The sequence below is a fragment of the Xenorhabdus khoisanae genome, from assembly GCF_001037465.1.
Classification (GTDB): Bacteria; Pseudomonadota; Gammaproteobacteria; order Enterobacterales; family Enterobacteriaceae; genus Xenorhabdus; species Xenorhabdus khoisanae.
This window is the reverse complement of record NZ_LFCV01000091.1, coordinates 1-22,762: the sequence shown is the minus strand read 5'-3', so window position 1 is coordinate 22,762 and position 22,762 is coordinate 1. Positions and strand designations below refer to the sequence as shown.

Annotated in this window: 16 protein-coding genes and 2 pseudogenes; 6 read left to right on the top strand and 12 right to left on the bottom strand. The window is 43.3% G+C overall.

All coding sequences use genetic code 11. The features are described 5' to 3' along the window. Together AB204_RS13760 and ybaL are read left to right on the top strand one after the other, a co-directional pair. A pseudogene (locus AB204_RS13760) lies at positions 1-240 on the top strand (MFS transporter); the annotation flags it as partial. A 238-nt stretch (positions 241-478) separates the two neighbouring features. Then, on the top strand, positions 479-2,197 hold the full coding sequence (gene ybaL, locus AB204_RS13755) for a YbaL family putative K(+) efflux transporter (protein ID WP_047963940.1): 1,719 nt from the start codon (positions 479-481) through the stop codon (positions 2,195-2,197). A 53-nt stretch (positions 2,198-2,250) separates the two neighbouring features. On the opposite strand, the gene AB204_RS13750 is transcribed toward ybaL, so the two are convergent. The 9 genes from AB204_RS13750 to apt form a co-directional block, all read right to left on the bottom strand. Continuing rightward, positions 2,251-3,561: an inosine/guanosine kinase gene (locus AB204_RS13750; protein WP_047963939.1), complete on the bottom strand. Its 1,311-nt coding sequence runs from the start codon at positions 3,559-3,561 to the stop codon at positions 2,251-2,253. A gap of 214 nt (positions 3,562-3,775) precedes the next feature. Beyond that, on the bottom strand, positions 3,776-4,879 hold the full coding sequence (wzz(fepE), locus tag AB204_RS13745; protein ID WP_047963938.1) for an LPS O-antigen length regulator Wzz(fepE): 1,104 nt from the start codon (positions 4,877-4,879) through the stop codon (positions 3,776-3,778). Positions 4,880-5,046: 167 nt separating this feature from the next. Continuing rightward, positions 5,047-6,024, bottom strand: a complete 978-nt coding sequence (hemH, locus tag AB204_RS13740; RefSeq protein WP_047963937.1) for a ferrochelatase — start codon at positions 6,022-6,024, stop codon at positions 5,047-5,049. Positions 6,025-6,185: 161 nt separating this feature from the next. Continuing rightward, complete coding sequence (gene adk / locus AB204_RS13735; protein ID WP_047963936.1) at positions 6,186-6,833, bottom strand: adenylate kinase; 648 nt, start codon at positions 6,831-6,833, stop codon at positions 6,186-6,188. A gap of 173 nt (positions 6,834-7,006) precedes the next feature. Beyond that, the gene (gene htpG / locus AB204_RS13730; protein WP_200898241.1) at positions 7,007-8,896 is read right to left on the bottom strand and encodes a molecular chaperone HtpG; all 1,890 of its coding nucleotides are present in this window, start codon (positions 8,894-8,896) and stop codon (positions 7,007-7,009) included. Between the two features lie 204 nt (positions 8,897-9,100). After that, complete coding sequence (gene recR / locus AB204_RS13725; RefSeq protein ID WP_047963934.1) at positions 9,101-9,709, bottom strand: recombination mediator RecR; 609 nt, start codon at positions 9,707-9,709, stop codon at positions 9,101-9,103. Then, positions 9,709-10,038 (bottom strand): YbaB/EbfC family nucleoid-associated protein, encoded by a 330-nt coding sequence (locus AB204_RS13720; RefSeq protein WP_047963933.1) that lies wholly within the window; start codon positions 10,036-10,038, stop codon positions 9,709-9,711. The genes recR and AB204_RS13720 overlap by 1 nt, the downstream gene beginning before the upstream one ends. 50 nt (positions 10,039-10,088) lie before the next feature. After that, positions 10,089-12,053 (bottom strand): DNA polymerase III subunit gamma/tau, encoded by a 1,965-nt coding sequence (gene dnaX, locus AB204_RS13715; RefSeq protein WP_047963932.1) that lies wholly within the window; start codon positions 12,051-12,053, stop codon positions 10,089-10,091. A gap of 97 nt (positions 12,054-12,150) precedes the next feature. Next, positions 12,151-12,702 (bottom strand): adenine phosphoribosyltransferase, encoded by a 552-nt coding sequence (apt, locus tag AB204_RS13710; RefSeq protein WP_047963931.1) that lies wholly within the window; start codon positions 12,700-12,702, stop codon positions 12,151-12,153. A 209-nt stretch (positions 12,703-12,911) separates the two neighbouring features. On the opposite strand from apt, the gene priC reads away from it, so the two are divergent. Both priC and rsmS read left to right on the top strand, forming a co-directional pair. Further along, complete coding sequence (gene priC, locus AB204_RS13705) at positions 12,912-13,454, top strand: primosomal replication protein PriC (protein ID WP_047963930.1); 543 nt, start codon at positions 12,912-12,914, stop codon at positions 13,452-13,454. Between the two features lie 21 nt (positions 13,455-13,475). Continuing rightward, positions 13,476-13,640 carry a pleiotropic regulatory protein RsmS gene (gene rsmS / locus AB204_RS21480; RefSeq protein WP_072061446.1) on the top strand — a complete coding sequence of 55 codons (165 nt, stop codon included), beginning with the start codon at positions 13,476-13,478 and terminating at the stop codon, positions 13,638-13,640. Between the two features lie 73 nt (positions 13,641-13,713). On the opposite strand, the gene mscK is transcribed toward rsmS, so the two are convergent. The 3 genes and pseudogenes from mscK to acrR form a co-directional block, all read right to left on the bottom strand. Beyond that, positions 13,714-17,079, bottom strand: coding sequence for a mechanosensitive channel MscK (mscK, locus tag AB204_RS13700; RefSeq protein WP_235428090.1), 3,366 nt, complete (start codon positions 17,077-17,079; stop codon positions 13,714-13,716). Between the two features lie 192 nt (positions 17,080-17,271). Then, positions 17,272-17,517 (bottom strand): annotated as a pseudogene (locus AB204_RS13695) (DsrE/DsrF/TusD sulfur relay family protein); the annotation flags it as partial. After that, positions 17,495-18,166: a multidrug efflux transporter transcriptional repressor AcrR gene (acrR, locus tag AB204_RS13690; RefSeq protein ID WP_047963928.1), complete on the bottom strand. Its 672-nt coding sequence runs from the start codon at positions 18,164-18,166 to the stop codon at positions 17,495-17,497. The pseudogene AB204_RS13695 and the gene acrR, both read right to left, overlap by 23 nt. A 141-nt stretch (positions 18,167-18,307) precedes the next feature. Between acrR and AB204_RS13685 the strand changes: the two genes are divergently transcribed. Then, the gene (locus AB204_RS13685) at positions 18,308-19,507 is read left to right on the top strand and encodes an efflux RND transporter periplasmic adaptor subunit (protein ID WP_047963927.1); all 1,200 of its coding nucleotides are present in this window, start codon (positions 18,308-18,310) and stop codon (positions 19,505-19,507) included. Positions 19,508-19,521: 14 nt separating this feature from the next. Continuing rightward, positions 19,522-22,671, top strand: a complete 3,150-nt coding sequence (locus AB204_RS13680; protein WP_047963926.1) for an efflux RND transporter permease subunit — start codon at positions 19,522-19,524, stop codon at positions 22,669-22,671. Positions 22,672-22,762 lie beyond the last annotated feature (91 nt).

The window sequence follows — 22,762 nt, the reverse complement described above, 5'->3', positions numbered from 1 at the left end:
ATCCTGGCATCTGCATTTTCTGCTATTTTGGTTTATGCCCAAGAGCTCATTCCCGGCAAAACAGGCATGATAGCTGGTTTATTCTTTGGCTTAGCATTTGGTATGGGGGGAATTGGAGCAGCAATTCTTGGCTATGTTGCAGATAAAACCAATATAGAATTGGTTTACAAAATTTGCGCTTTCCTACCACTTCTTGGTATATTTACGCTGTTCCTGCCGAATATAGAAAAGAAAACATAAAAAAATAGAAAAATCATTAGGTAGAGATAACAGTCATTACATTATTTCCCTTTGTAAACAAGCGTAAATAATGACAAAATCCACATAAATTTACATTAAAATAGGAATTATACAAATTCCCCTTATTTTCACCACTCAGTATGTTTTTTAGCACGTTTATCTTTAATTACTTATAAAATATATTTATTACCTTACCCAACCATACAATTTAATATTTTTTACCCCAGAAGGAGCCTTGATGGAGCATTCGACACCTCTTATCACGACCATTGTTGGTGGTTTTGTTCTCGCCTATCTGCTTGGCATGCTTGCACAGCGCCTAAAAATCTCACCTCTGGTAGGATATCTTGTAGCAGGTGTATTAGCGGGGCCTTTTACACCCGGCTTTGTTGCCGATACTTCTCTGGCTCCAGAACTTTCAGAAATTGGCGTGATCTTACTGATGTTTGGTGTCGGTCTGCATTTTTCACTCAAAGATTTGTTAGCCGTCAAATCAATTGCCATTCCTGGGGCCATCGCCCAGATTGCCGTTGCTACCTTATTGGGAACAGGATTATCAGCATTACTCGGATGGGGGCTATCCAGCGGTATTGTCTTTGGCCTCTGTTTGTCCACCGCCAGCACAGTAGTATTACTCAGGGCACTAGAAGAACGGCAGCTCATTGATAGCCAAAGAGGGCAAATTGCCATTGGTTGGTTGATTGTAGAAGATCTGGCGATGGTGCTGGCGCTGGTATTACTCCCCGCAATAGCCGGCCTTCTGAGTAATCAGGATGCCAATATTAGTCAACTTCTGCTTAAGCTGGTCATTACAATTGGTAAAGTTGTTGCCTTTATTTTACTAATGATCTTTGTCGGTAGAAGAGTGATACCTTGGCTGCTGGCGAAAACGGCCAGTACAGGTTCCCGTGAGTTATTTACACTGGCAGTGCTTGCGATTGCACTAGGTGTTGCTTACGGTGCCGTAACACTATTTGATGCTTCATTTGCTCTCGGAGCATTCTTTGCCGGCATGGTACTGAATGAGTCAGAATTGAGCCATCGAGCAGCACAAGATACCCTACCGCTAAGGGATGCGTTCGCGGTTCTTTTCTTCGTCTCCGTTGGCATGCTGTTTGATCCAATGGTTCTGCTCCAACAGCCTCTCGCTATTTTAGGAACACTTGCCATTATTATCATTGGCAAGTCATTGGCAGCCATGTTGTTAGTCAGAATGTTTGGTCATACACGGCGTACGGCCCTGACTATCTCTGTCAGCCTCGCTCAAATCGGTGAGTTCGCCTTTATTCTGGCAGGTCTTGGTGTCATATATGGCTTTTTGGATGGGGAAGCGCGTAACCTTGTACTGGCTGGTGCCATCATTTCCATCATGCTGAATCCTGTCCTGTTCAGTTTGCTGGATCGCTATTTGGAAAAAACAGAGACGATTGAAGAACAATTACTCGAAGAAACGCTGGAAGAAGAAACCCAGATCTCCGTTGATATCTGCGGACACGCCATTATAGTGGGCTATGGTCGGGTCGGGCGTCTGCTTTGCCAGCATTTACAAGAAAGAAACTTTCCTGTGGTGGTCATTGAAGATACACGCGCTCGGTTTGAAGAATTGGGAGAAATGGGTATTAGTGCCGTGATGGGTAATGCAGCCAATAAAGATATCATGGCTCTGGCAAGGCTCGATTGTGCCTGTGCGTTATTCCTGACAATCCCTAATGGCTACGAAGCCGGTGAAATTGTTGCGAATGCCAGAGAAATTCGACCAGATATCAGCATCATCGCACGCGCCCATTATGATGATGAAGTTACCTATATTACGGAGCGTGGTACTAACCAGATCATTATTGGTGAGCATGAAATAGCAAAAGCGATGGCTGATGTACTTCCTGAATATGAAGAAGGTTGTCCGATAGAGCCACCATCACCACTTTCACCATCGGCCCCACCATCAACAACAACATAATTTGTTGATTAAGGAATATCCCCTGATTATGGGGATATTCCCGGTTTCCAGTATTAACGTTCCCAGTAAGACTCTTCCAAACTATCTTCTTTTTCCGGCAATCCTCGTGTCAGGCGTGGAGCATGTTGGCTCAATACCTGATAACTTACCCTATTCGCGTACTTACACACTTGAGCTAAAGAAGAGTACGTTAAATAAGAACGCATATGTTTGCTAGAATTAGGCACGTTCATGCGATGATAGCTGTTGGCAGTGATATCATGCAGCAATGCAGATAATGCACCATCGCCTGCTCCATTGGTATTCATGATTTTTTCAGGGCCGCCCATATAAGGTTCAATATGGGAATAGACTCGCATTGGATTCTGACAATCTACTTTACGCATCGCACGGCTGAATTCATAACGGTTAAATTCCGCAATTGCGCCAGGTAATAAAGGATGGGATGTTTGGCGTTTGTACTCTTCTTCAGTATAACCCGCCATATATAACCCAGCTGGCCCTGCCGTGCACAACACCAAATCGACCCAATCAAGCACCTTATCTGCCGCCAGCAAAGGATCACTGAAGCCTGTCAGTTCATGAGCTTCATCTTCATTCATTGCTACCACTGAAACATTCTCAGCCAGGAAATCACGCCACCATTGAGGATCATCAGCAATGACGTATTTTGTTCCCAATGTCAGCACAACCGGTACATTATGTTTTTTCGCATATTCAATAGCTTTCATGGTTGCTTCCGGCATGGGTTCACCCGGTTTGCAACGTACCAGATACGCGGTAATCACTAATGCTGATGCTTCCGCAATAATATGTTCTGGGATGCTTTCTGGACGAAGATGGTTCATCAAACCCGGGCTGATAGCAAAGGTTCTTTCACCATTTTCCGTGATTAAAGTAAAGCAACGGCCAATTGGGCCATCAACGCCCTGTAAGTGGTTCAAATTCATACGACTGGATGTATTGCAAAGATAACAATACGCATAACTTCCTATCTGGATGTTATTGCACATAGTACCGAGCAGTACCGATTTGTCGTCGGCTAAAACGGAAAAATTATGCAAGGTGTTGCCAATAGTGCCACCCGCAAATTCATGGCTGATTAGATTATTATCTGTCAGTTCCCTATAGAGAGCCTCAGCAACATGATCTTCAATAACTAACGAATGCCCCTGGCTCAAGTTGTAACGTTGGATAAAACTCTCATCAACCTTGGCTTCAATATCCACCAGTGTTTGGTCAATGCCGACGATATAGGCTCGGTTATTTTCAGTGTCCATCATTTCTTTGATGGGCTGGAGAAGAGGATCTCTTAAGCTGACAGGAAAGTAATGTTTAGATTTACGTTTACCAGGGAATTTCATAATTAATTGCTGTTATAGAGCCAAAATATGCGGCATGTTAGCACAATATGGTATGACACAATACCGGGACAGAATAAAAAACAACACGACAAAAATACAGACAGCCAATGTTGCAATAACATTGGCTGCCGAATATTAGCGATATGATTTAGCTTTCAAGCAACTGCTTTATTGGTTGTGCTGCAACTTGAAATCTATTGGATAGATTATCATGTTAAGCTGCTTGTTTTTGGCGGCTACGTACCATGTGACGCAGCAAAACAAACATAACAGAAAGAATAAACCCTATAAAACCCGCACCAATCAGGATCAATAAACGCTTAGGTGAGTCTTTTGAAGTCGGTTCATAAGGTTCCTGCATAAATTTGAATGGTTCAAAATCAACCGTATTGACATTTATTTTTTCCAGATTTTTGATATATAGCTGGCGGTTAAGCAAATCAGCATCAATTTTTGTTGGATCGGTAATTTCTTCAGTAATTTGCAGTTTACGTTGCAAAGCATCTGAGCCCAGTGCAATCGAATAATCCGGGTCATCCTTGATCATTGCCCCACCATTCGATACAGGTTTCTTAACACCTGCCGAGTCAGCAATAGAAATCGCATATTTCAATCGCTCAATATTTACACTACGCATATTGGCAATACGTTCCAAATCGATAGCATAAAGCTTCTGCGAATACTCCAGTTTCTGATGAACCATGTCAGTGAGTTCATCTTTTATTTGATCACGAACAACCGAAGAAACAAATCTGATATAGCCCGTCAACAGATTGTAAGAATCCTTTGAGTTATCTGCACTGAAAGAGAGTGTGGATTCATTATCTTCATCATCTTTCTTAGGCGATGATGCAGAGATGTTTTTATTGACAATTTTCTCGATTAGCTTTCTTTTTTCCTGCTCAGAAATATCATCACTCCTGGCAAGCAAGGTCTTAAAGTAATCGGTATTGACCAAATACTCCTCCCGCAATACACGCGAGTTATAGTTTTCAATAAAACGCTGATACAGGGACTCTTCTGTCACTTTCGGCTCAAGATTCAGAACATGCAACCCTGTCAATGCATTTTTCAATGGCTGAAACTCTTCCAACCCCGGTTTAACCACCGCAGCGGTACTGGTCCATTTCTGTTGCAAAGAAGATGCAACACCGAAACCAACAACAGCAAAAACAAACGAGACTGCAATTATCAAATATTTTGATTGGAAGAGTACGGAGAATAGCTCAAACAAATCGATTTCATCTTCCTGCGCAGGATGGTAATAATTTGAATGCTCTTCATAAAAATCAGGGTGTTTAATAGGTTTATTACTCATTATCTATATATCCAATCCAAATAGTTTTGCTTTTCATTGATGATACGCAAGCTTTCTCTCTTGCTCACAGTACTCATTGATTAAAAACAGTATCCTTAAAAATTATACAACCAACAATGCTTGACACTCACCCTGTGAGTTATTCCCCTATAACAAGCAGTTGCAACTTATTGAATGATATTATTTACCAAATTTTCGAACAATGAAATATGGCACTCATTATCATTAAGTGCGGAGATATATTCAAACTTTTTCCCACCCGCATTCAAAAAAATAGTTTTATTCTGTTGCTTAATTTCTTCCAATGTTTCCAAGCAATCGGCTGAAAATCCCGGACATATCACTTGAACATGCTCCACACCTTGTTCTGGCAATGATGCTATTGTTTTGTCTGTATAGGGTGATAACCACGGTAAGCGACCAAAACGAGACTGATACGTCATCATGATTTTATCTGCCGGATAGTCCAATGTTCGAACTAAGGCTTGAGCTAAAAGTTGAGTCGTTGCTTTGCAATCCTGCGGATAAACATCTCCCATTGTTGCCAGACGCTCGGGAATACCATGATAAGAAAGGATTAGACGATCAGGCTGACCATGTTTTGTAAAGCTCTGTTCAATGGATTCCTTTAACGCTGCAATATAAGCAGGATGTGATGCATAGCTACGGATAAAATGCAGCGTAGGGATTGTACGATATCCCTTCAATATTTTACTAATGCTATCAAATACCGCTGCCGATGTTGTGCTGGAATATTGAGGATAAAGCGGCAGTATAATTAAATCATCAATATTTTGTTGCAACAAACTATCTACTGCCTGAGATAAAGAAGGTGAGCCGTAGGTCATTCCCAAAACAACGGGAATATCCGCCAATTTTTCACTCAGCAATTTCTGCTGACGGCGACCATGAACCAGCAGAGGAGAACCCTCTTCCATCCAAATTTCTTGGTAAAGTTTGGCAACACGAGAAGAACGGAAAGGAAGAATGAGCCCGTACAGTATCGGCTTCCAAATCAGTGGGGGAATATCAACCACCCTTCTGTCACTCAGAAACTGAGCCAGATAACGCCTTATCGCTGCTGGCGTTGGTGCTTCCGGCGTACCAAGATTGACCAATAAAACACCATACTTCTTGCTACTCATTCCTCAGTACCCCATTTAATTGACTGACAATCCAGTATAAAACATGAGTTATAGTCACATATAACATTTCATGGAGTGAATTTCTCATAGAGTGCGGTAGAGTGCAAAAAAGTCAGGCGGCATAAATACCGCCTGTTCCAACAATTCAAGAATACACTAAATTACTCGCCCAGAATTTTGGTCAATTCTGCGCTGACTTCAGATACCTGACGAGTACCATCAAGTTTGAAGTATTCGGTGTTACCTGCCTGCGCTTCTTTTTGGTAGTAAGAAACCAGAGGTGCAGTTTGCGCATGGTATTCAACCAGACGTTTGCGGACAGTGTCTTCCTGATCATCTTTACGAATGGTCAGTTCTTCACCAGTAACGTCATCTTTGTTTTCCACTTTTGGTGGATTGAAGCTGATATGGTAAACACGGCCCGATGGCGCATGTACACGACGACCAATAATACGTTCAACAATGATTGCGTCAGGAACATCAAATTCCAGAACAGAATCAATCTTGATACCCGCTTCTTTCATGGCATCAGCCTGTGGAATGGTACGTGGGAACCCATCCAACAAGAAGCCATTACGGCAGTCATCTTGTTTGATGCGCTCTTCAACCAAAGCAATAACCAGTTCATCAGTGACCAGCTTGCCATTATCCATCAATTCTTTTGCTTTCAAACCCAACTCTGTGCCAGCTTTCACTGCGGCACGCAGCATATCACCTGTCGAAATCTGAGGGATCCCATATTTCTCCATGATAAATTGCGCCTGAGTCCCCTTACCGGCGCCTGGTGCGCCCAGCAGAATAATACGCATTGCGTAAATCCCCTTGCTATTTGCTTTTCGTATTTTTTAAAGAAAACGTACCACCATAACATTTGAATAGGGCACGGCTCAAGAAAACAGGTAAACGTTTTCGCATTATCCAAAAAACAAGCCACGCTCCATTTTCCATGGAAGCGTGGCTTTTTATCATAATTTCGACGAAATTAAGCTTTTTCAGTTAATAATAATTGATTCATTCTACGAATGAATTGGTTTGGATCATCCAATGTGCCACGTTCTGCAAACAGTGCTTGATCCAGCAGTAATTCGATCCAATCAGCAAACTGCATCTCATCTTCAATGTCAGCCGCTTTCTTAACCAGATTATGTTCTGGGTTCAGCTCAAAGTTATAGCTTACTTCTGGCATGGACTGACCGGCAGCGGCAAACAGCTTCGCCATTTGGGTGCTCATTCCATTAGCATCGGTTGTTACGATTGCTGGCGTATCTGTCAGACGGTGAGTTAACTTCACTTCCTTCACACGCTCACCCAACAATGTCTTCACTCGCTCAACGAATGGCTCCAGTTTTTTATCTGCTTCTTCCTTCTCAGCCTTGTTTTCATCCGCCAATTTGTCGAGGGTTTCATCAGATTTACTAACAGATTGAAATGATTTGCCATCGAATTCAGTCAGATAACTCATCATCCATTCATCGATACGGTCAGACAGCAGCAGAACTTCAATACCTTTCTTGCGGAACAGCTCCAGATGTGGACTATTCTTCGCCGCAGCGTAGCTATCGGCAGTAATGTAATAAATCTTCTCCTGCCCTTCTGCCATGCGGCCGATGTACTCTTCCAGAGAAACGGTTTGTGCCGAGTCATCATTGTGAGTCGTCGCAAAACGCAGTAATTTGGCAATGGCTTCTTTATTTGATCCATCTTCGGCAGGCCCTTCTTTCAGCACTAAACCGAACTGCTGCCAGAAAGTCTGGTATTTTTCTGCATCGTCTTTTGCCAGTTTATCCAGCATCTGCAATACACGTTTGGTCAACGCGCTGCGTAAATTACGAGTGATTGTGCTGTCTTGCAGTATTTCACGAGAAACATTCAACGGTAGATCGTTGGAATCAATCAGGCCACGAACAAAACGCAGGTAGTTTGGCATGAACTGATCAGCTTCATCCATGATGAATACACGCTGTACATACAGTTTCAATCCATGTTTATGTTCACGGTTCCACATATCCCAAGGTGCCTGGGAAGGAATATATAACAGGCTAGTATATTCCTGCTTACCTTCAACGCGGTTATGACTCCAGATCAGAGAATCGGTAAAATCATGGGAAATGTGTTTATAAAACTCTTGGTATTCCTCATCACTGATTTCTGCTTTACCACGGGTCCACAAGGCTTGGGCTTTGTTAATTTTTTCCCATGTAACAGTGACCGAATCATCTTCTTCGTTTTTAGTTTGTGTTTCGATTTCAACCGGTAAGGCAATGTGATCAGAATATTTACCGATGATAGAACGCAGACGCCAGTCATCGAGGAATTCACTTTCCCCGTCACGCAAATGCAGGGTGATTTCTGTGCCACGTCCTGCTTTTTCAATATCTGCAACGGTGTAATCACCTTCACCCGTTGACTCCCAGAACACACCTTGTTCAGCCGCCGCACCCGCTGCACGGGTACGTACAGTCACTTTATCCGCAACGATGAACGCAGAGTAGAAACCTACACCAAACTGACCAATCAATTGGCTGTCTTTTGCCTGATCAGAACCGATGGATTCAAGAAATGTTTTAGTACCGGATTTTGCAATCGTTCCCAGATTATCAATCACTTCATTGCGGGACATGCCGATACCATTATCACTGATGGTGATGGTTTTTTGCTCTTTATCAACAGCCAGACGCACACGCAATTCGCCATCATTTTCATACAGTTCAGGCGTGGATAATGCACGGAAACGTAATTTGTCTGCCGCATCAGATGCGTTTGAAATCAATTCACGGAGAAAAATTTCTTTGTTGGAATAGAGAGAATGGATCATCAACTGCAACAGTTGTTTGACTTCAGACTGAAATCCACGGGTTTCCTGATCTTTCATGTTCATTTATTACCTCAATCTAAATCCAGTTCAGATATGTAAAATCGGACGATGGTAATCAAATGGGGATAGATCTAGGGGGTTTCAAGTTAGAAAAACAAGAATAATGTAAAATTAGTCCCGTCAACGTATAAATTTATTATGGATGGTGGCATGTTCTGCAACACCATCCATTTGAATTTACTACGCAAATTGGGCAAGAAATCACACTTGAGTGATTTTTTGACGGCCAGCCAGCGAATGGGATAGCGTTGTACCATCCACCATTTCAAGCTCACCGCCAACAGGAACACCGTGAGCGATTCGGCTGGCTGTCACACCATACTGCGAACACATTTCTGCAATATAGTTTGCTGTCGCCTCTCCTTCGACAGTTGGATTCGTTGCCAAAATAATTTCTGACAATGTTTCAGAAGATAATCGGTCTTCTAAACGATCCAAACCAATATCCATTGGCCCAATGCCATCCAGAGGCGATAAGTGCCCCATAAGGACAAAGTAACGCCCCGCAAACTGACCTGTCTGCTCAATGGCATGAATATCAGCCGGGCTTTCTACCACACAAATCTGCCCATTCTGCTGACGACGGGGATTAGCGCAAATAGAGCATTGATCCTGTTCAGTGAATGTCCGGCAATTCTGACAGTGACCAATTTCAGACATCGCTCGCGTCAATGCCTGCGCCAGCCGCATTCCACCGCTGCGTTCCCGCTGCAATAGATGAAATGCCATCCGCTGAGCAGATTTAGGGCCTACTCCGGGTAAACAGCGCAGTGCTTCCATCAGCGATTCAAGAAGAGGGCTGGTTTGCATTAGAATGGCATCTTAAAGCCAGGCGGTAATTGCATGCCACTGGAAACACTTGCCATTTTTTCTTTCTGGGTTTCTTCAATACGGCGAGCCGCATCATTGAAAGCAGCAGCAATCAGATCTTCCAGCATATCTTTGTCATCGTCCATCAGGCTTGGATCGATTTCAACACGGCGGCAGTTGTGCGCACCATTAATAGTCACTTTAACCAGACCCGCGCCAGATTCACCTGTCACTTCCAGACTTGCAACTTCTTCCTGCATTTTCTGCATTTTTTCTTGCATCTGCTGGGCCTGTTTCATCAAATTGCCCAAACCACCTTTACCAAACATAATTCTCTCTCTTCGCTATAGCCACAGCATAATAAGGTACACTGCGGCGGTTAAACAGGCCGGATACTTTCTTCATCCAATTCTGCATCGAATAACTGCTGAAGTGTTTGAATCGTTCTATCCGAAATAATGGATTGGCGCGCTTGTGCCAATTTTTCTTCATAAATGGCTTGTCGCCACTCCAAAGGCGTTTTTACCGCAGGATTATCATCTTCAACGATACTGAGTTCAATAGGTTTTCCATGCAACTCACTTAACGCTTCGCTCAACGATTTCTGTGCTGACGCCGAATTAAGATGACGCTGTTTTGAACGTAAATGCAGACAGAGTCGGTTTTCACCAATCTGTTCTTTAAACGCATTCAGCGCTACCTGCTGAACCAACTTAGGAATATGCAGTTTATCAATTTCCGCAGCCCATGAATCCCTCTCTTTCGATTCAATAGCCAGCTTCTCTGCTAATTCTGCTGTCTTCTCATGCTCTAAAGCTGCTTTTATCGCTTTTGGCGTCGTGACTGACTGCTGTTTTTCTTCAACATTAGTTGCCCGCCAACGATATGCCTCTTTCCTTACCGGTTTAGTTTCTTGCACTTTAGGGATATAAGATTGAGGCCGTTGTTCAGCAACGGCCACCAAGCGTTCCAGCGCCGAACTTGCCGGCTTTGCCCTTGCAGACTCTGCCGGCTCAGGCTTTTTTGGTGGGGTATTTCCTTGGCGAGCCAGCGAGTTCCTTGCTTGCAATAATTTTGCTGTTAGGCTGTTCGTTGTGGATGTCATTCCCGTTGATTGAGTCATTCCCTGTTGTTCGGCTCGTCCAATTTCCTCATTTTTTGGGGAAGGCGGAGCCGCCGCAGGCAGGGTTACGGGGGCTAACCCTGCTGGTGATACAGGGATTTCCACAGCAGATAATGGTGTTTCATCAATGATAGCCTTAGGATGGAATGCCAAAGCCCGCAATAGTGCCATTTCGACACCCATCCGACGCTCTGGTGCATAAGGGAGTTCTTTGCGCCCCACCAGTAATGCCTGATAATAAAGCTGCAAATCAGTCGGAGAAATTGACCTTGCCAGCAGGCGTAAGCGCCCTTCCGTTGAAGAAGATTCACTTTCAGGTTGCTGGGGCAATAACTGGAGCATGGCAATGTGGTGCAACTGTGCCAACATTTCGATCAGCAAATTCTCCCAATCCACTCCACGAGATGCCACTTGTTCAACCAAAGCCATCACTTGTTGCCCATCAGCACGAATGAGCGATTCAATTATCGCCAACGGTTGATCATCATTCAGCGTTCCCAGCATCTGGCTGACGATATCTGATGTCAATTTTCCACCACCAAGAGCAATGGCTTGATCTGTTAAACTCAAGGCATCACGCAGACTGCCATCTGCCGCTCGTGCAAGAAGCTGACGGGCACGGGTATCACTCTCTATCTGCTCTTCATGCAGGACGTGTTCTAACTGGCAACTAATCTGATTCACATCGAGCGCTTTCAGATGGAATTGCAAACAGCGTGAAAGAATAGTCACAGGCAATTTCTGTGGATCTGTTGTTGCCAAAAGGAATTTCACATGTTCAGGCGGCTCTTCCAACGTCTTCAGCAGAGCGTTGAAGCTATGACGGGAAAGCATGTGAACTTCATCAATAAGGTAAACCTTGAAACGGCCTCGGGCAGGGGCATACTGAACATTGTCCAGCAATTCGCGGGTATCCTCTACTTTTGTTCGGGAAGCGGCATCGATTTCAATCAGATCGACAAATCGCCCCTGTTCAATTTCAAGACAATTCGCACACTGACCGCACGGAGTCTTTGTAATACCCGTTTCGCAATTCAGTCCTTTTGCCAACAGACGTGCGATTGTGGTTTTACCTACACCTCGAGTGCCGGAAAAAAGATAAGCGTGATGGAGGCGCTGGTGCTCAAGACCATTCGCCAGTGCAGTCAGCACATGTTGCTGACCAACAACATCAGAAAATATTTGTGGGCGCCACTTACGGGCAAGTACCTGATAGCTCATGGATACCGGAGAAATTGAACATGACTGTCTATCATGCTAGCACAGCCTCACCATGAACGGCGAGGCTGATGTACTAATAATGCAAAAATCGGAACAATCAGTGGCCAGGGAATTCAATGATCGCGTAGCTATCAACGCCCTGTTTTCTCAAACGCTCAACGCCACCTAAGTCTGGTAACCCAATGATAAAGGCAGCTTCAGACACTTTACCACCCAAACGACGGATCAGGCTTACCGTTGCTTCAATGGTGCCACCCGTTGCAAGAAGATCATCAACAACCAGAACTTTGTCTTCTTCATTGATGCTGCTTTTATGAATTTCCAATGTATCGGTGCCATATTCCAGATCGTAAGTTTCACTTAACGTCTCACGCGGGAGTTTGCCTTTTTTGCGGACAGGAACAAAACCCACCCCCAGACGCAGTGCGACAGGAGCACCAAATAAGAAACCACGAGCTTCAGTACCAACAATTTTCGTGATGCCTTTTCCCTGATAACGCTCCACCAACAGATCTATCGTAGCTTGGTAGGCGGCAGGATTATCCAGCAATGTGGTAATGTCACGAAAAAGTATTCCTGCCTTTGGATAATCAGGAATTGTTTCGATACTATCTTTAATAAATTGGAGTTGTTGTGCGTTAGCGGTCATAATCGATGCCAGCCAGTTATAAAAAACGAAAACGGTAAAATCTATTCAAACTACTGGGAAAAAGCAACTGCAAAGCAAATTACAGCCTATATTTTGTTGATTTAGGTCAAGCTTTGCATTTATCGCATTAGATGTTATTACTACCCAAAACACTAGGCCGATGTTACGTCGACTTTTACTAATAGATTATTAACAATAACGAGGTGCTGATGGGCATACAAAATTTATTAAGTGCACTTGAAAAACAAATTAGTATGCTGGAAAAAGATCTCACCTTACTGTCTGATACACCTTTTTCCATTCCTCGTTTTGATCAAACGCTATTCCATCACCACAGCAATAAACTTGGTGGCTACATGCAAGAAATCAAACAGAATATGGAACAATTAAAAACCTGCGTAAACGATAGCCGTATTGAGCAAGTTAAATTTCTTTCTGAACGTTTAGTGACACAAATCGAAGCATTAAAACGCGAAATATCAACCCAAGCACTACGAAAACAAGAAGATAAGTTTGAACGTAGATCACAAGAACAGGATCTTTATCAACGCCTGGCTGAACATCAAGATTATGAGCGCCGTTTAATCACGATGATTGATGACCGAGAATTACAGTTAAATAAGCAAAATACGCTTACCGATAAGTATAAACTACAAAAAGAAATCGCTGCTCTGGCAGGAAGATTAGCCCGCTGTCGTCAGGCCTTGATGCGTATCGAAAAGTCGATCGAAAAACAGGAAAATTCAGATTAGCCACAAAGGGAATATCCATTTATGACTCTCGAACAATCATCACCTGAAGTACAGCTCGCAGTAGATCTCATTTATTTGCTTGAATGCAACGAAATTCCTCCAGATATCGCTCTCGCTGCCTTAGAGATCGTCAAACGCGATTTTCAGGGAAAACTGGAAAAACAATCTCTACGGCCTGAAGAGTAAGCAGGATTTATACTTATTCCATTTCTTATCCCATCAGGCTCCATTTTAAAAGAATGGCTTAAACAGAAATAAATTAAGGTAGAAATGGTTTATCACCAGAAGAAAACTTTCCATCTGAATGACGGTTCCCGATGTTCAAGTGCTTGTCAACTTCTTGCAGACTCTCACCCTGCCCATTGTGTAAATAAACTTCCAACTGGTTAAACGCAATATTGATATCGTTTTCCCGACATAATTTATCAATGCTGCGATTAACTTCATCCACAGTACGGCTGCGATCACCTAATTCTCGCACATAGAGCCTTAATTCATGATCCAGAGTACTGGCACCGAAACTCATGAAGTAGACTTGCGGCCCTGGCTCGCTCATCACGCGTGAATTATCATTTGCCGCTTTTAACAAAACTTCTTTCACTTTATCCAGATCAGAGCCATATGCAACGCCAACCTTAATGATAATTCGCGTAACGGTATCAGAAAGTGTCCAGTTGATAAGACGTTCTGTCACAAATGCCCGGTTAGGAATGATCACTTCTTTGCGGTCAAAATCTGTGATCGTCGTTGCACGAATACGGATCTTACTGACTGATCCAGAGTAAGTTCCTATTGTTACCGTATCTCCAATACGGACAGGGCGTTCGAACAAAATGATCAAACCTGAGACAAAATTGGCAAAGATTTCCTGTAGTCCAAAACCTAATCCGACCGAAAGAGCAGCGGCCAACCATTGCAATTTATTCCAGGAAACGCCCAATGTTCCTAATGCAGTTATCCCCCCAACCCCAATGATCAGATAAGTGAGTGTCGTCTTAATAGCATATGAAGAACCTTGCTGTAACTGCAATCGGGATAGTACTAACACTTCCAATAATCCGGGCAAGTTTCTCATCATGACCCATGCAATCACCAACATGGCTATCGACAATGCTAAATCCTTCAGGGTCACGTATTTCAGTACGTTGCCCAACTCTGTTGTTGTGCTGTATTGCCACAGATTGACCCCTTCAAGGTAAGAAAATACTGTCACCAGATCAGACCAAATCCAATAAAATGCACCTAAAAAGATCAAAAACAGCACCATACTGGTCAAACGCAATGATTGCTGGTTAATGCGATCCAAGGCCATTGGCGGTTCTTCAATGACTTCCCCTTCAGCCCCTTCTTTTGCCAAAGATTGACGTCGGGCAACTGCACGTCGATAGGCAATGCCGCGGGCGGCAATGCCCAATCCCCGTAAACAAGCCTGATAACTGATATGCCAGAGAAACAGTAGATACAGGCTATAGAGCCAACGTTCTGCCAAACGCAAGGTTGTGTAGAAATAGCCTGATACCATCAACACCATCAAAATCAACGGCGCAAACGTTAATGCTGTCACCACTATGGTACGAACCATGTGTGCACTTTTTTCACGCCATATCTGACGGCAGAATGGAAAGACAAAAAGAAAGACAAAAAACAGACAAATCAATACAGTGCATTGACCAATAACATCATCAGACAACCGAAGGGGATGTTTAACGCCCAGTGTTATCCAGAACAAAATAGGCAACACAGCAATTGACAAGCGTGCGAGATTTTTACGGAATAACGTGCAATCAGCTTTGTTCAAAGAAAAATGTTGCTCTCCAATCCCACCTTTAGCCAGAATTTGGTAAGTACAACTGAACATAATCCAAAATAGTGCCAATTGACGGGAAAATCCCCAAATCAAATCACCTAAATCATCACCTGATTTCGAATACCAATAACCCACCGCCAGCACAATAAAAGCAAGCGGTAATGTTTTTATCAGCGTCAAAATCAGTGCCAGCGGAGTATGTAACTGGCTATCACGACGGAATTGCCCCACTTCATCAGCGATTTTCTGTAATTGCTCGTTAATACCTTTAGTTTGCCAGCGCAAAAACAAACCAACCAACAAAAGCGGAATAACAAAATGAATGGAATTCTTCAAACCTATAATCAGTCCACTCAACGTCAAATGAATATTCAGATTACTCAGCTCTCCTTGAACCAGCGCAGGCAGGGATTTCAGCCAAGCTAAATTCATCGGTTTATTGCTGTTTACCCAAAAGATTTGCTGGACAAGCGTTTGTTCCAGCGATTCGGTAACATCCAACAATTGCTGCTGATCCGTCTGTAAGTTGATGGCATGAGTAATCTGATTTCCCAACTGATTATTGAGTTGATCCAAAAGCTCACGGCGAACGTCCAGAATTTGGTTGATGGCATTATGGACTTCTTCCAGCATCTCAGGGGATTCGTTCTCTATTCTATTGTGGTTATCTTTCAATAAATCAGCGACATAAGAATTGTCTTGATAAAGCTGTTCTCGTTCCTGAGTGATTTCAAATTGTTCCAGGCGTAAATCAGCAATTTTTGTCGGTAAATCCTTCGTCAGTACATCTTGAGGTACTTTCAACTGCTCCTGGAACAAAATACGCGATAGTAACAAGCTGCCACGTAACACCTTGATCTGCTCTTTTAGATTCCTCTCAGACTGAATAACTCTATCCAGATAATTTTTGACGCGAATGTTTTTCTGCACCAATTGATTATTATCACGGGTTGCAGCAACCAGCCGTTCACTGAGTTCACGGTTGTTATCGATTTCCTCTTGAATCAGCGGATTATCCTGAATATGTGAATTTTTTCCGTCTTGCGTTTGTGCTTCTTTGGCTTTTTCTTCAGAAAGGATCAGACGCTTGCCACTCACCACATCTTGAATGAATTGGACATAACGTTCCAATTGCCCAATTTGAAATGTCGTGTAATCCCGTTGCTGCTGTAAAAGTGACTGTAGCTGCGTATTCGCCTGTAAAGATGCCCTTTGAAGATCATTCTGCTGCATCAAGAAAAATTGTTCTACCAATAACAATTCCGTCTGGGTACGGCTTGATTCCTGCTGTTCAGTCAATGCGTTATTGAGTTGATTACGAATTTGCTGCAATCTTTGCACATTGCGGAATAGTACGTTTTGCGCACGCTCTGGTTGTGTTTGCAGCCCGATTAACTGGCTATTGTAGTTAGCAAGATTTTCTTGTGCCCGCTGCAAACTATACAGAGTGTTGTTCAGTTTCGATTCAAGCTGTTTCAGGGATAATGTTCCCAACACCTGTTTATACTCATTTTCATTTTGCTCAGCGTTATTTCTCAGGCTTTCCAATTCAGTCATAACCTGACGTGATTTTTGCGGGGCTTCTTGCTGATTTTTTCTCAGTATATTGGATTCCTGCTTCACCCAATCTATCTTATCAAAGAAAGAGAGGGCTTTTTCCAAGTCAGCTATTGATACCTTTTCCTCAACCGTATGCTCTTTACGTTCTGTCAGGAGGTTAAGCTGATTTTGAATATCAGTACGGGTTGGAACATCACTACTGAAAGCCGCATTCGCCGGAGAAAAGAACGATGACAGGAGAAAAAGTAACGCCACCATCAAAACAAAGCGAAAAAATAGTCTATCCGGGAGTTTGTTGCACAAGTCCCCCTTACTGAGCAAAACACCCAAGTATCGGTTAACAGAAACCATGAACTCATCTACTCGTCAATTGCAGATAATAGAATGATAGTGCTAACTATCAGAAACACTGGCTGCATTTCTGGTTTTGCACTTCCTGAGGCGTTAATTTTAAAATGATAACACTTTCGATGCAGCCAGTGTCCACTGAGCCAATTCGCTCAACGTACCAATTTATACACTATCAACCAATACCAGTTCACTAATCCCTCTGGCATCCGTACAAGTTTTGCACAATTTAACTTCGACATTCTGTGCTGTCAAAATTTCCAGCATCTGCTTTAAATTATAGCCTTCTTTGGGGGCCTGACCGGCCAAACCAGCAACTACGGCATCAGGCATCAGGAACAATTTCACAAGGTGTATTTTTCTCACTGCATCGCAGATGGTGGCTATATTTAAGTGTATCAATGAAACTATCCACCAAATGTGCAGATTGTTCTTGAATATTAAAACTGTCTGGTGAGAATAACCAATTTTCCAGTAACCCCGCCATAAATGCCCTCAACATGATGGCAGAACGCCTGAGATCAAGATCATAGGGCAACTCTCCTGATTGAATGCAATCCGACAATATTCTTTCAATCTTCTGGTAATCAGAAATACATGTCTCCCTAAGCTCCTCTGCTAATAAAGACATTTCTCCAATGAACTCACATTTGTGGAAAAAAATTTCCATTAACTGGCGGCTTTGGAAATCATCAATCATCATTCTTAACATAGAAATCAATAAAGATCTCAACGCAAGGAGTGGATTATTAGGGTATTTTGTTTGATACTCTTTCTCTAACTCGTCTATTTTATGCGCTGGCATTTTGCAAACAATAGAAAGTAGATCCATTTTATTTTTAAAGTGCCAGTAAATTGCGCCGCGCGTTACGCCGGCTGCAATTGCGATATCAGATAATGAGGTACCAGAAACACCACGCTCAGAAAAGGTCTTTATCGCGGATTCAATGATTTGCTGACGAGTTTGTTGTGCTTGTTGTTTAGTTTTTCGTGCCATTTTCGCGCCATAAACTTTGTTTTTGACTTAAGCTGATTTACATACATTCATGTATGTTTGTACTATAGCATCCTTAATCAATAAAGTAATAATTTCACTTATTAGATTAGAGAATCGACATTGAAAAATTGAGGTTTACTTATGCGAAAAAACAGGGGAGTTTTGCCTCTGGCCACATTACTGGTACTTTCAGGCAGTTTCATTCTTTCAGGATGTAATGACAATCAAAATACACAGCAAGGGACTACCGGCCAGCATGTTCCTGAAGTGGGTATCGTAACGCTGAAAGCAGAACCTCTTACAGTTATCACGGAGTTGCCAGGCCGTACTACAGCCTATCGTGTTGCAGAGGTTCGGCCTCAAGTCAGCGGCATCATTCTGAAACGTAACTATAAGGAAGGAAGTGATGTTACTGCTGGAGAGTCGTTATACCAAATAGATCCAGCAACCTATCAGGCAGAATACAATAAAGCCAAAGCAAGTCTGGCCAGAGCACAAGCCAATGCGAACGTATCTCACTTAACCGTTGAACGTTATAAGTCTTTGTTAGGGACACAATATGTGAGTAAACAGGAATTTGATAAAGCAACTTCTGAGTACGAACAGGCAAACGCAGATGTTCAGTCCTCTCAAGCGGCGCTGGAAAATGCCAGAATCAATTTGGCATATACCAGAGTTACTTCCCCTATCTCTGGTCGCGCGGGTAAATCCACCGTCACAGAAGGGGCATTGGTTTCAGCAGGGCAGCCAACCGCTTTGACAACCGTTCAGCAATTGGATCCTATCTACGTTGATATCACCCAATCAAGTGATGATTATCTACGGCTTAAAAATGAAGTTGCAAGAGGAACTGTTCAGAAAGAGCGTCAGAAAAACAAAATTCGTCTAATTACTGACTCAGGCCAAGAGTACAGCCAAGAAGGCTACCTTGAGTTTTCAGATGTTACGGTTGATGAAACAACAGGCTCTATTACTATGCGTGCTGTTTTCCCAAACCCAAATGAAGAATTACTCCCGGGTATGTTTGTCCGTACCAAATTAGAAGAAGGTGTGCGCCAAAATGCGATTTTGGTTCCTCAGCAAGCAATTACCAGAACACCTCGCGGCCAGGCAACCACATTGGTTGTTGATAAAGATAACAAAGTAGAATTGCGCAATATCAATGCTGCTCAGGCACTCGGTAACAAGTGGTTGGTAAAAGAAGGTTTGAAAGCTGGGGATAGAGTAATCGTTACAGGGTTACAAAAAATAATGCCAGGAATAACGGTTAAGCCAACAGAAACTGATCTGAACGCCAAACCTACAGCTGATCAAGCTGAGCCTGCAAAAAAGCCTCAATAAGGAGTAGGTGATTCATGCCTAAGTTTTTTATCGAGCGGCCAATCTTTGCATGGGTAATTGCGATTATCACCATGTTATCTGGCCTGCTGGCAATCATGAAATTACCCGTGGAGCAATATCCCGCAATTGCACCACCTGCGATTTCTATTTCAACGGCTTACCCCGGAGCTGACGCGACAACAGTGCAGAATACTGTAACACAGGTTATTGAACAGAACATGAATGGTATCGATAACCTGGTGTATATGTCCTCCAGCAGCGATTCAGCTGGTCAGATGAATATCACGCTGACCTTTGAAGCGAACACGGATCCAGATGTCGCACAAGTACAAGTTCAGAATAAATTGCAATTGGCAATGCCCTTGTTACCTCAAGAAGTTCAGCAACAAGGGATCAGTGTTGATAAAACCACCAGTTCGTTTTTGATGGTGGCAGGTTTCATCTCTGAAGATGGTTCCATGACTCAAGATGATATTGCAGACTATGTTGGTGCCAATATCAAAGACTCCTTGAGCCGTGTTACTGGTGTAGGCGAAACAGCACTGTTTGGTACACAGTATGCCATGCGCATCTGGCTCAACCCTGACAAATTGCTCAACTATAAAATGACCATCAGTGATGTCATTAGTGCGATTAAGGCTCAGAATAATCAGGTTGCAGCCGGGCAATTAGGCGGAACCCCTGCTGTTCCAGGTCAACGCTTAAATGCCTCAATCATCGCACAAACTCGTCTGAATTCGGCGGAAGAGTTCGGCAATATTTTGCTGCGTGTGAATCCCGATGGCTCACAAATTAGCTTAAGTGATGTCGCCACCGTTGAGTTAGGTGCTGAAAGTTACAGTATGATTGGTCGGTTCAATGGCAAACCTTCAGCAGGGATCGGTATTAAACTTGCGACAGGGGCTAACGCATTAAATACCTCAAAAGCTGTCAAGGAAACACTGGCTGAGATGTCGCCTTTCTTCCCACATGGGTTGACGGTTGTATATCCCTATGACACCACTCCATTCGTTAAAATTTCTATTTTCGAAGTGGTAAAAACATTGGCAGAAGCCATTTTGCTAGTGTTTGTCGTCATGTATCTGTTCCTGCAAAACTTCCGCGCAACCTTGATTCCAACCATCGCGGTTCCGGTTGTATTGCTTGGCACATTTGCCATTCTTGCTGCATTTGGCTATTCCATCAATACATTGACCATGTTTGCCATGGTGCTTGCTATCGGCTTGCTCGTGGATGATGCCATTGTTGTGGTGGAAAACGTCGAACGTGTGATGCAGGAAGAAGGTCTATCACCGAAAGAAGCCACCAAAAAATCGATGGGGCAAATTCAAGGGGCACTTGTCGGTATCGCACTGGTATTGTCCGCGGTATTTGTACCAATGGCATTCTTCGGAGGAGCGACAGGAGCAATTTACCGTCAGTTCTCAATCACCATTGTTTCAGCAATGGTACTGTCTGTGCTGGTAGCCTTAATTCTGACTCCTGCACTATGTGCTACCATGCTCAAACCTGTTGCTAAAGGCAGCCATGGCTCTCAGAAAGGTTTCTTTGGCTGGTTTAACCGCATGTTTGAAAAGTGCACCCACCATTATACCGATAGTGTTGGTCGGATGTTGCGTGCTACCGGGCGTTACCTGGTGATCTATGTCATATTGATCGGCGGTATGGCCTGGATGTTTGACCGCATGCCATCTTCCTTCCTGCCAGAAGAAGATCAAGGCGTCTTATTGGCAATGGTTCAATTACCACCAGGCGCCACTCAGGAACAAACGCAGAAAGTATTGGATCAAATTAATGACTATTTCTATACCAAAGAAAAAGATGTTGTTAAATCTGCGTTTACAGTTAACGGCTTTGGGTTCGGTGGTCAGGGGCAAAATACTGGTCTGGCATTTGTCACCTTAAAAGATTGGGAACTGCGTAAAGACGAAAAAGATAAGGTTCCAGCCATTGTGGCGCGGGCAAACGCGGATTTTGCTCAAATCAAGGAAGCTATCGTCTTTGCATTTAATATTCCTTCAATTGTAGAGTTGGGCTCTGCCAGTGGTTTTGATTTCCAATTGATTGACAAAGGAAACCTGGGGCATGAGGCACTGACAGCAGCACGTAATCAATTACTTGGTATGGTTGCACAACATCCAGATATGCTCGCGAATGTTCGTCCTAATGGACAGAATGACACACAGCAATACCGTATCCATATCGATAAGGAAAAAGCGGAAGCATTGGCTGTATCTACCACAAATATCAACACAACATTAAGTACGATGTTCGGTGGTACTTATATCAATGACTTTATCGACCGTGGCCGTGTCAAAAAAGTCTATATCCAGGCTGACGCACCTTACCGCATGCTGCCGAGTGATATCAGCAATCTATATGTCCGTAACTATCTTAGCCAAATGGTGCCGTTTTCTGCATTCATAGACACATCGAAAGAACCTTGGGTTTATGGTTCTCCACGTCTGGAACGCTATAACGGTCTCCCTTCCATGGAAATCGTGGGTGAAGCAGCTTCAGGTAAAAGTACCGGTGACGCAATGGCCCTTATGGAGCAACTAGCATCACAATTACCACCTGGCATTGGCTATGATTGGACTGGAATGTCTTATCAGGAACGCTTGTCTGGTAATCAGGCCCCGGCTCTATATGCGCTGTCATTAATTGTTGTCTTCCTTTGTCTGGCGGCTCTTTATGAAAGCTGGTCTGTGCCATTCTCAGTAATGCTGGTCGTTCCTCTCGGGGTTATTGGTGCATTGTTAGCAACATCAATACGTGATCTGGGCAATGACGTTTACTTTAAGGTTGGCCTGTTGACGACTATCGGATTATCCGCGAAGAACGCCATCCTTATCGTAGAATTCGCTAAGGATCTGATAGAGAAGGAAGGAAAGGGATTAATTGAAGCAACTTTAGATGCTGTCAGAATGCGTCTGCGCCCAATCCTAATGACATCCTTGGCCTTTATGCTTGGGGTTATGCCGCTGGTATTGAGTAATGGCGCAGGGTCAGGAGCACAAAACGCCGTAGGAACCGGGGTACTGGGTGGCATGATTGCAGCTACATCGCTGGCGATCTATTTCGTTCCAGTATTTTTCGTTGTCATTAAGCGTCGATTTACAAAGAAAAGTGAGGAGATTGAACAGATCTCAACTCATCACTAAATTCAACTATGTTAAAAGGCCACTTATGTCTGTCTCTTCTACACAAATCCCTCGATTTAATCGAGGGATTTTTTTGAACCTTTTTCTACCT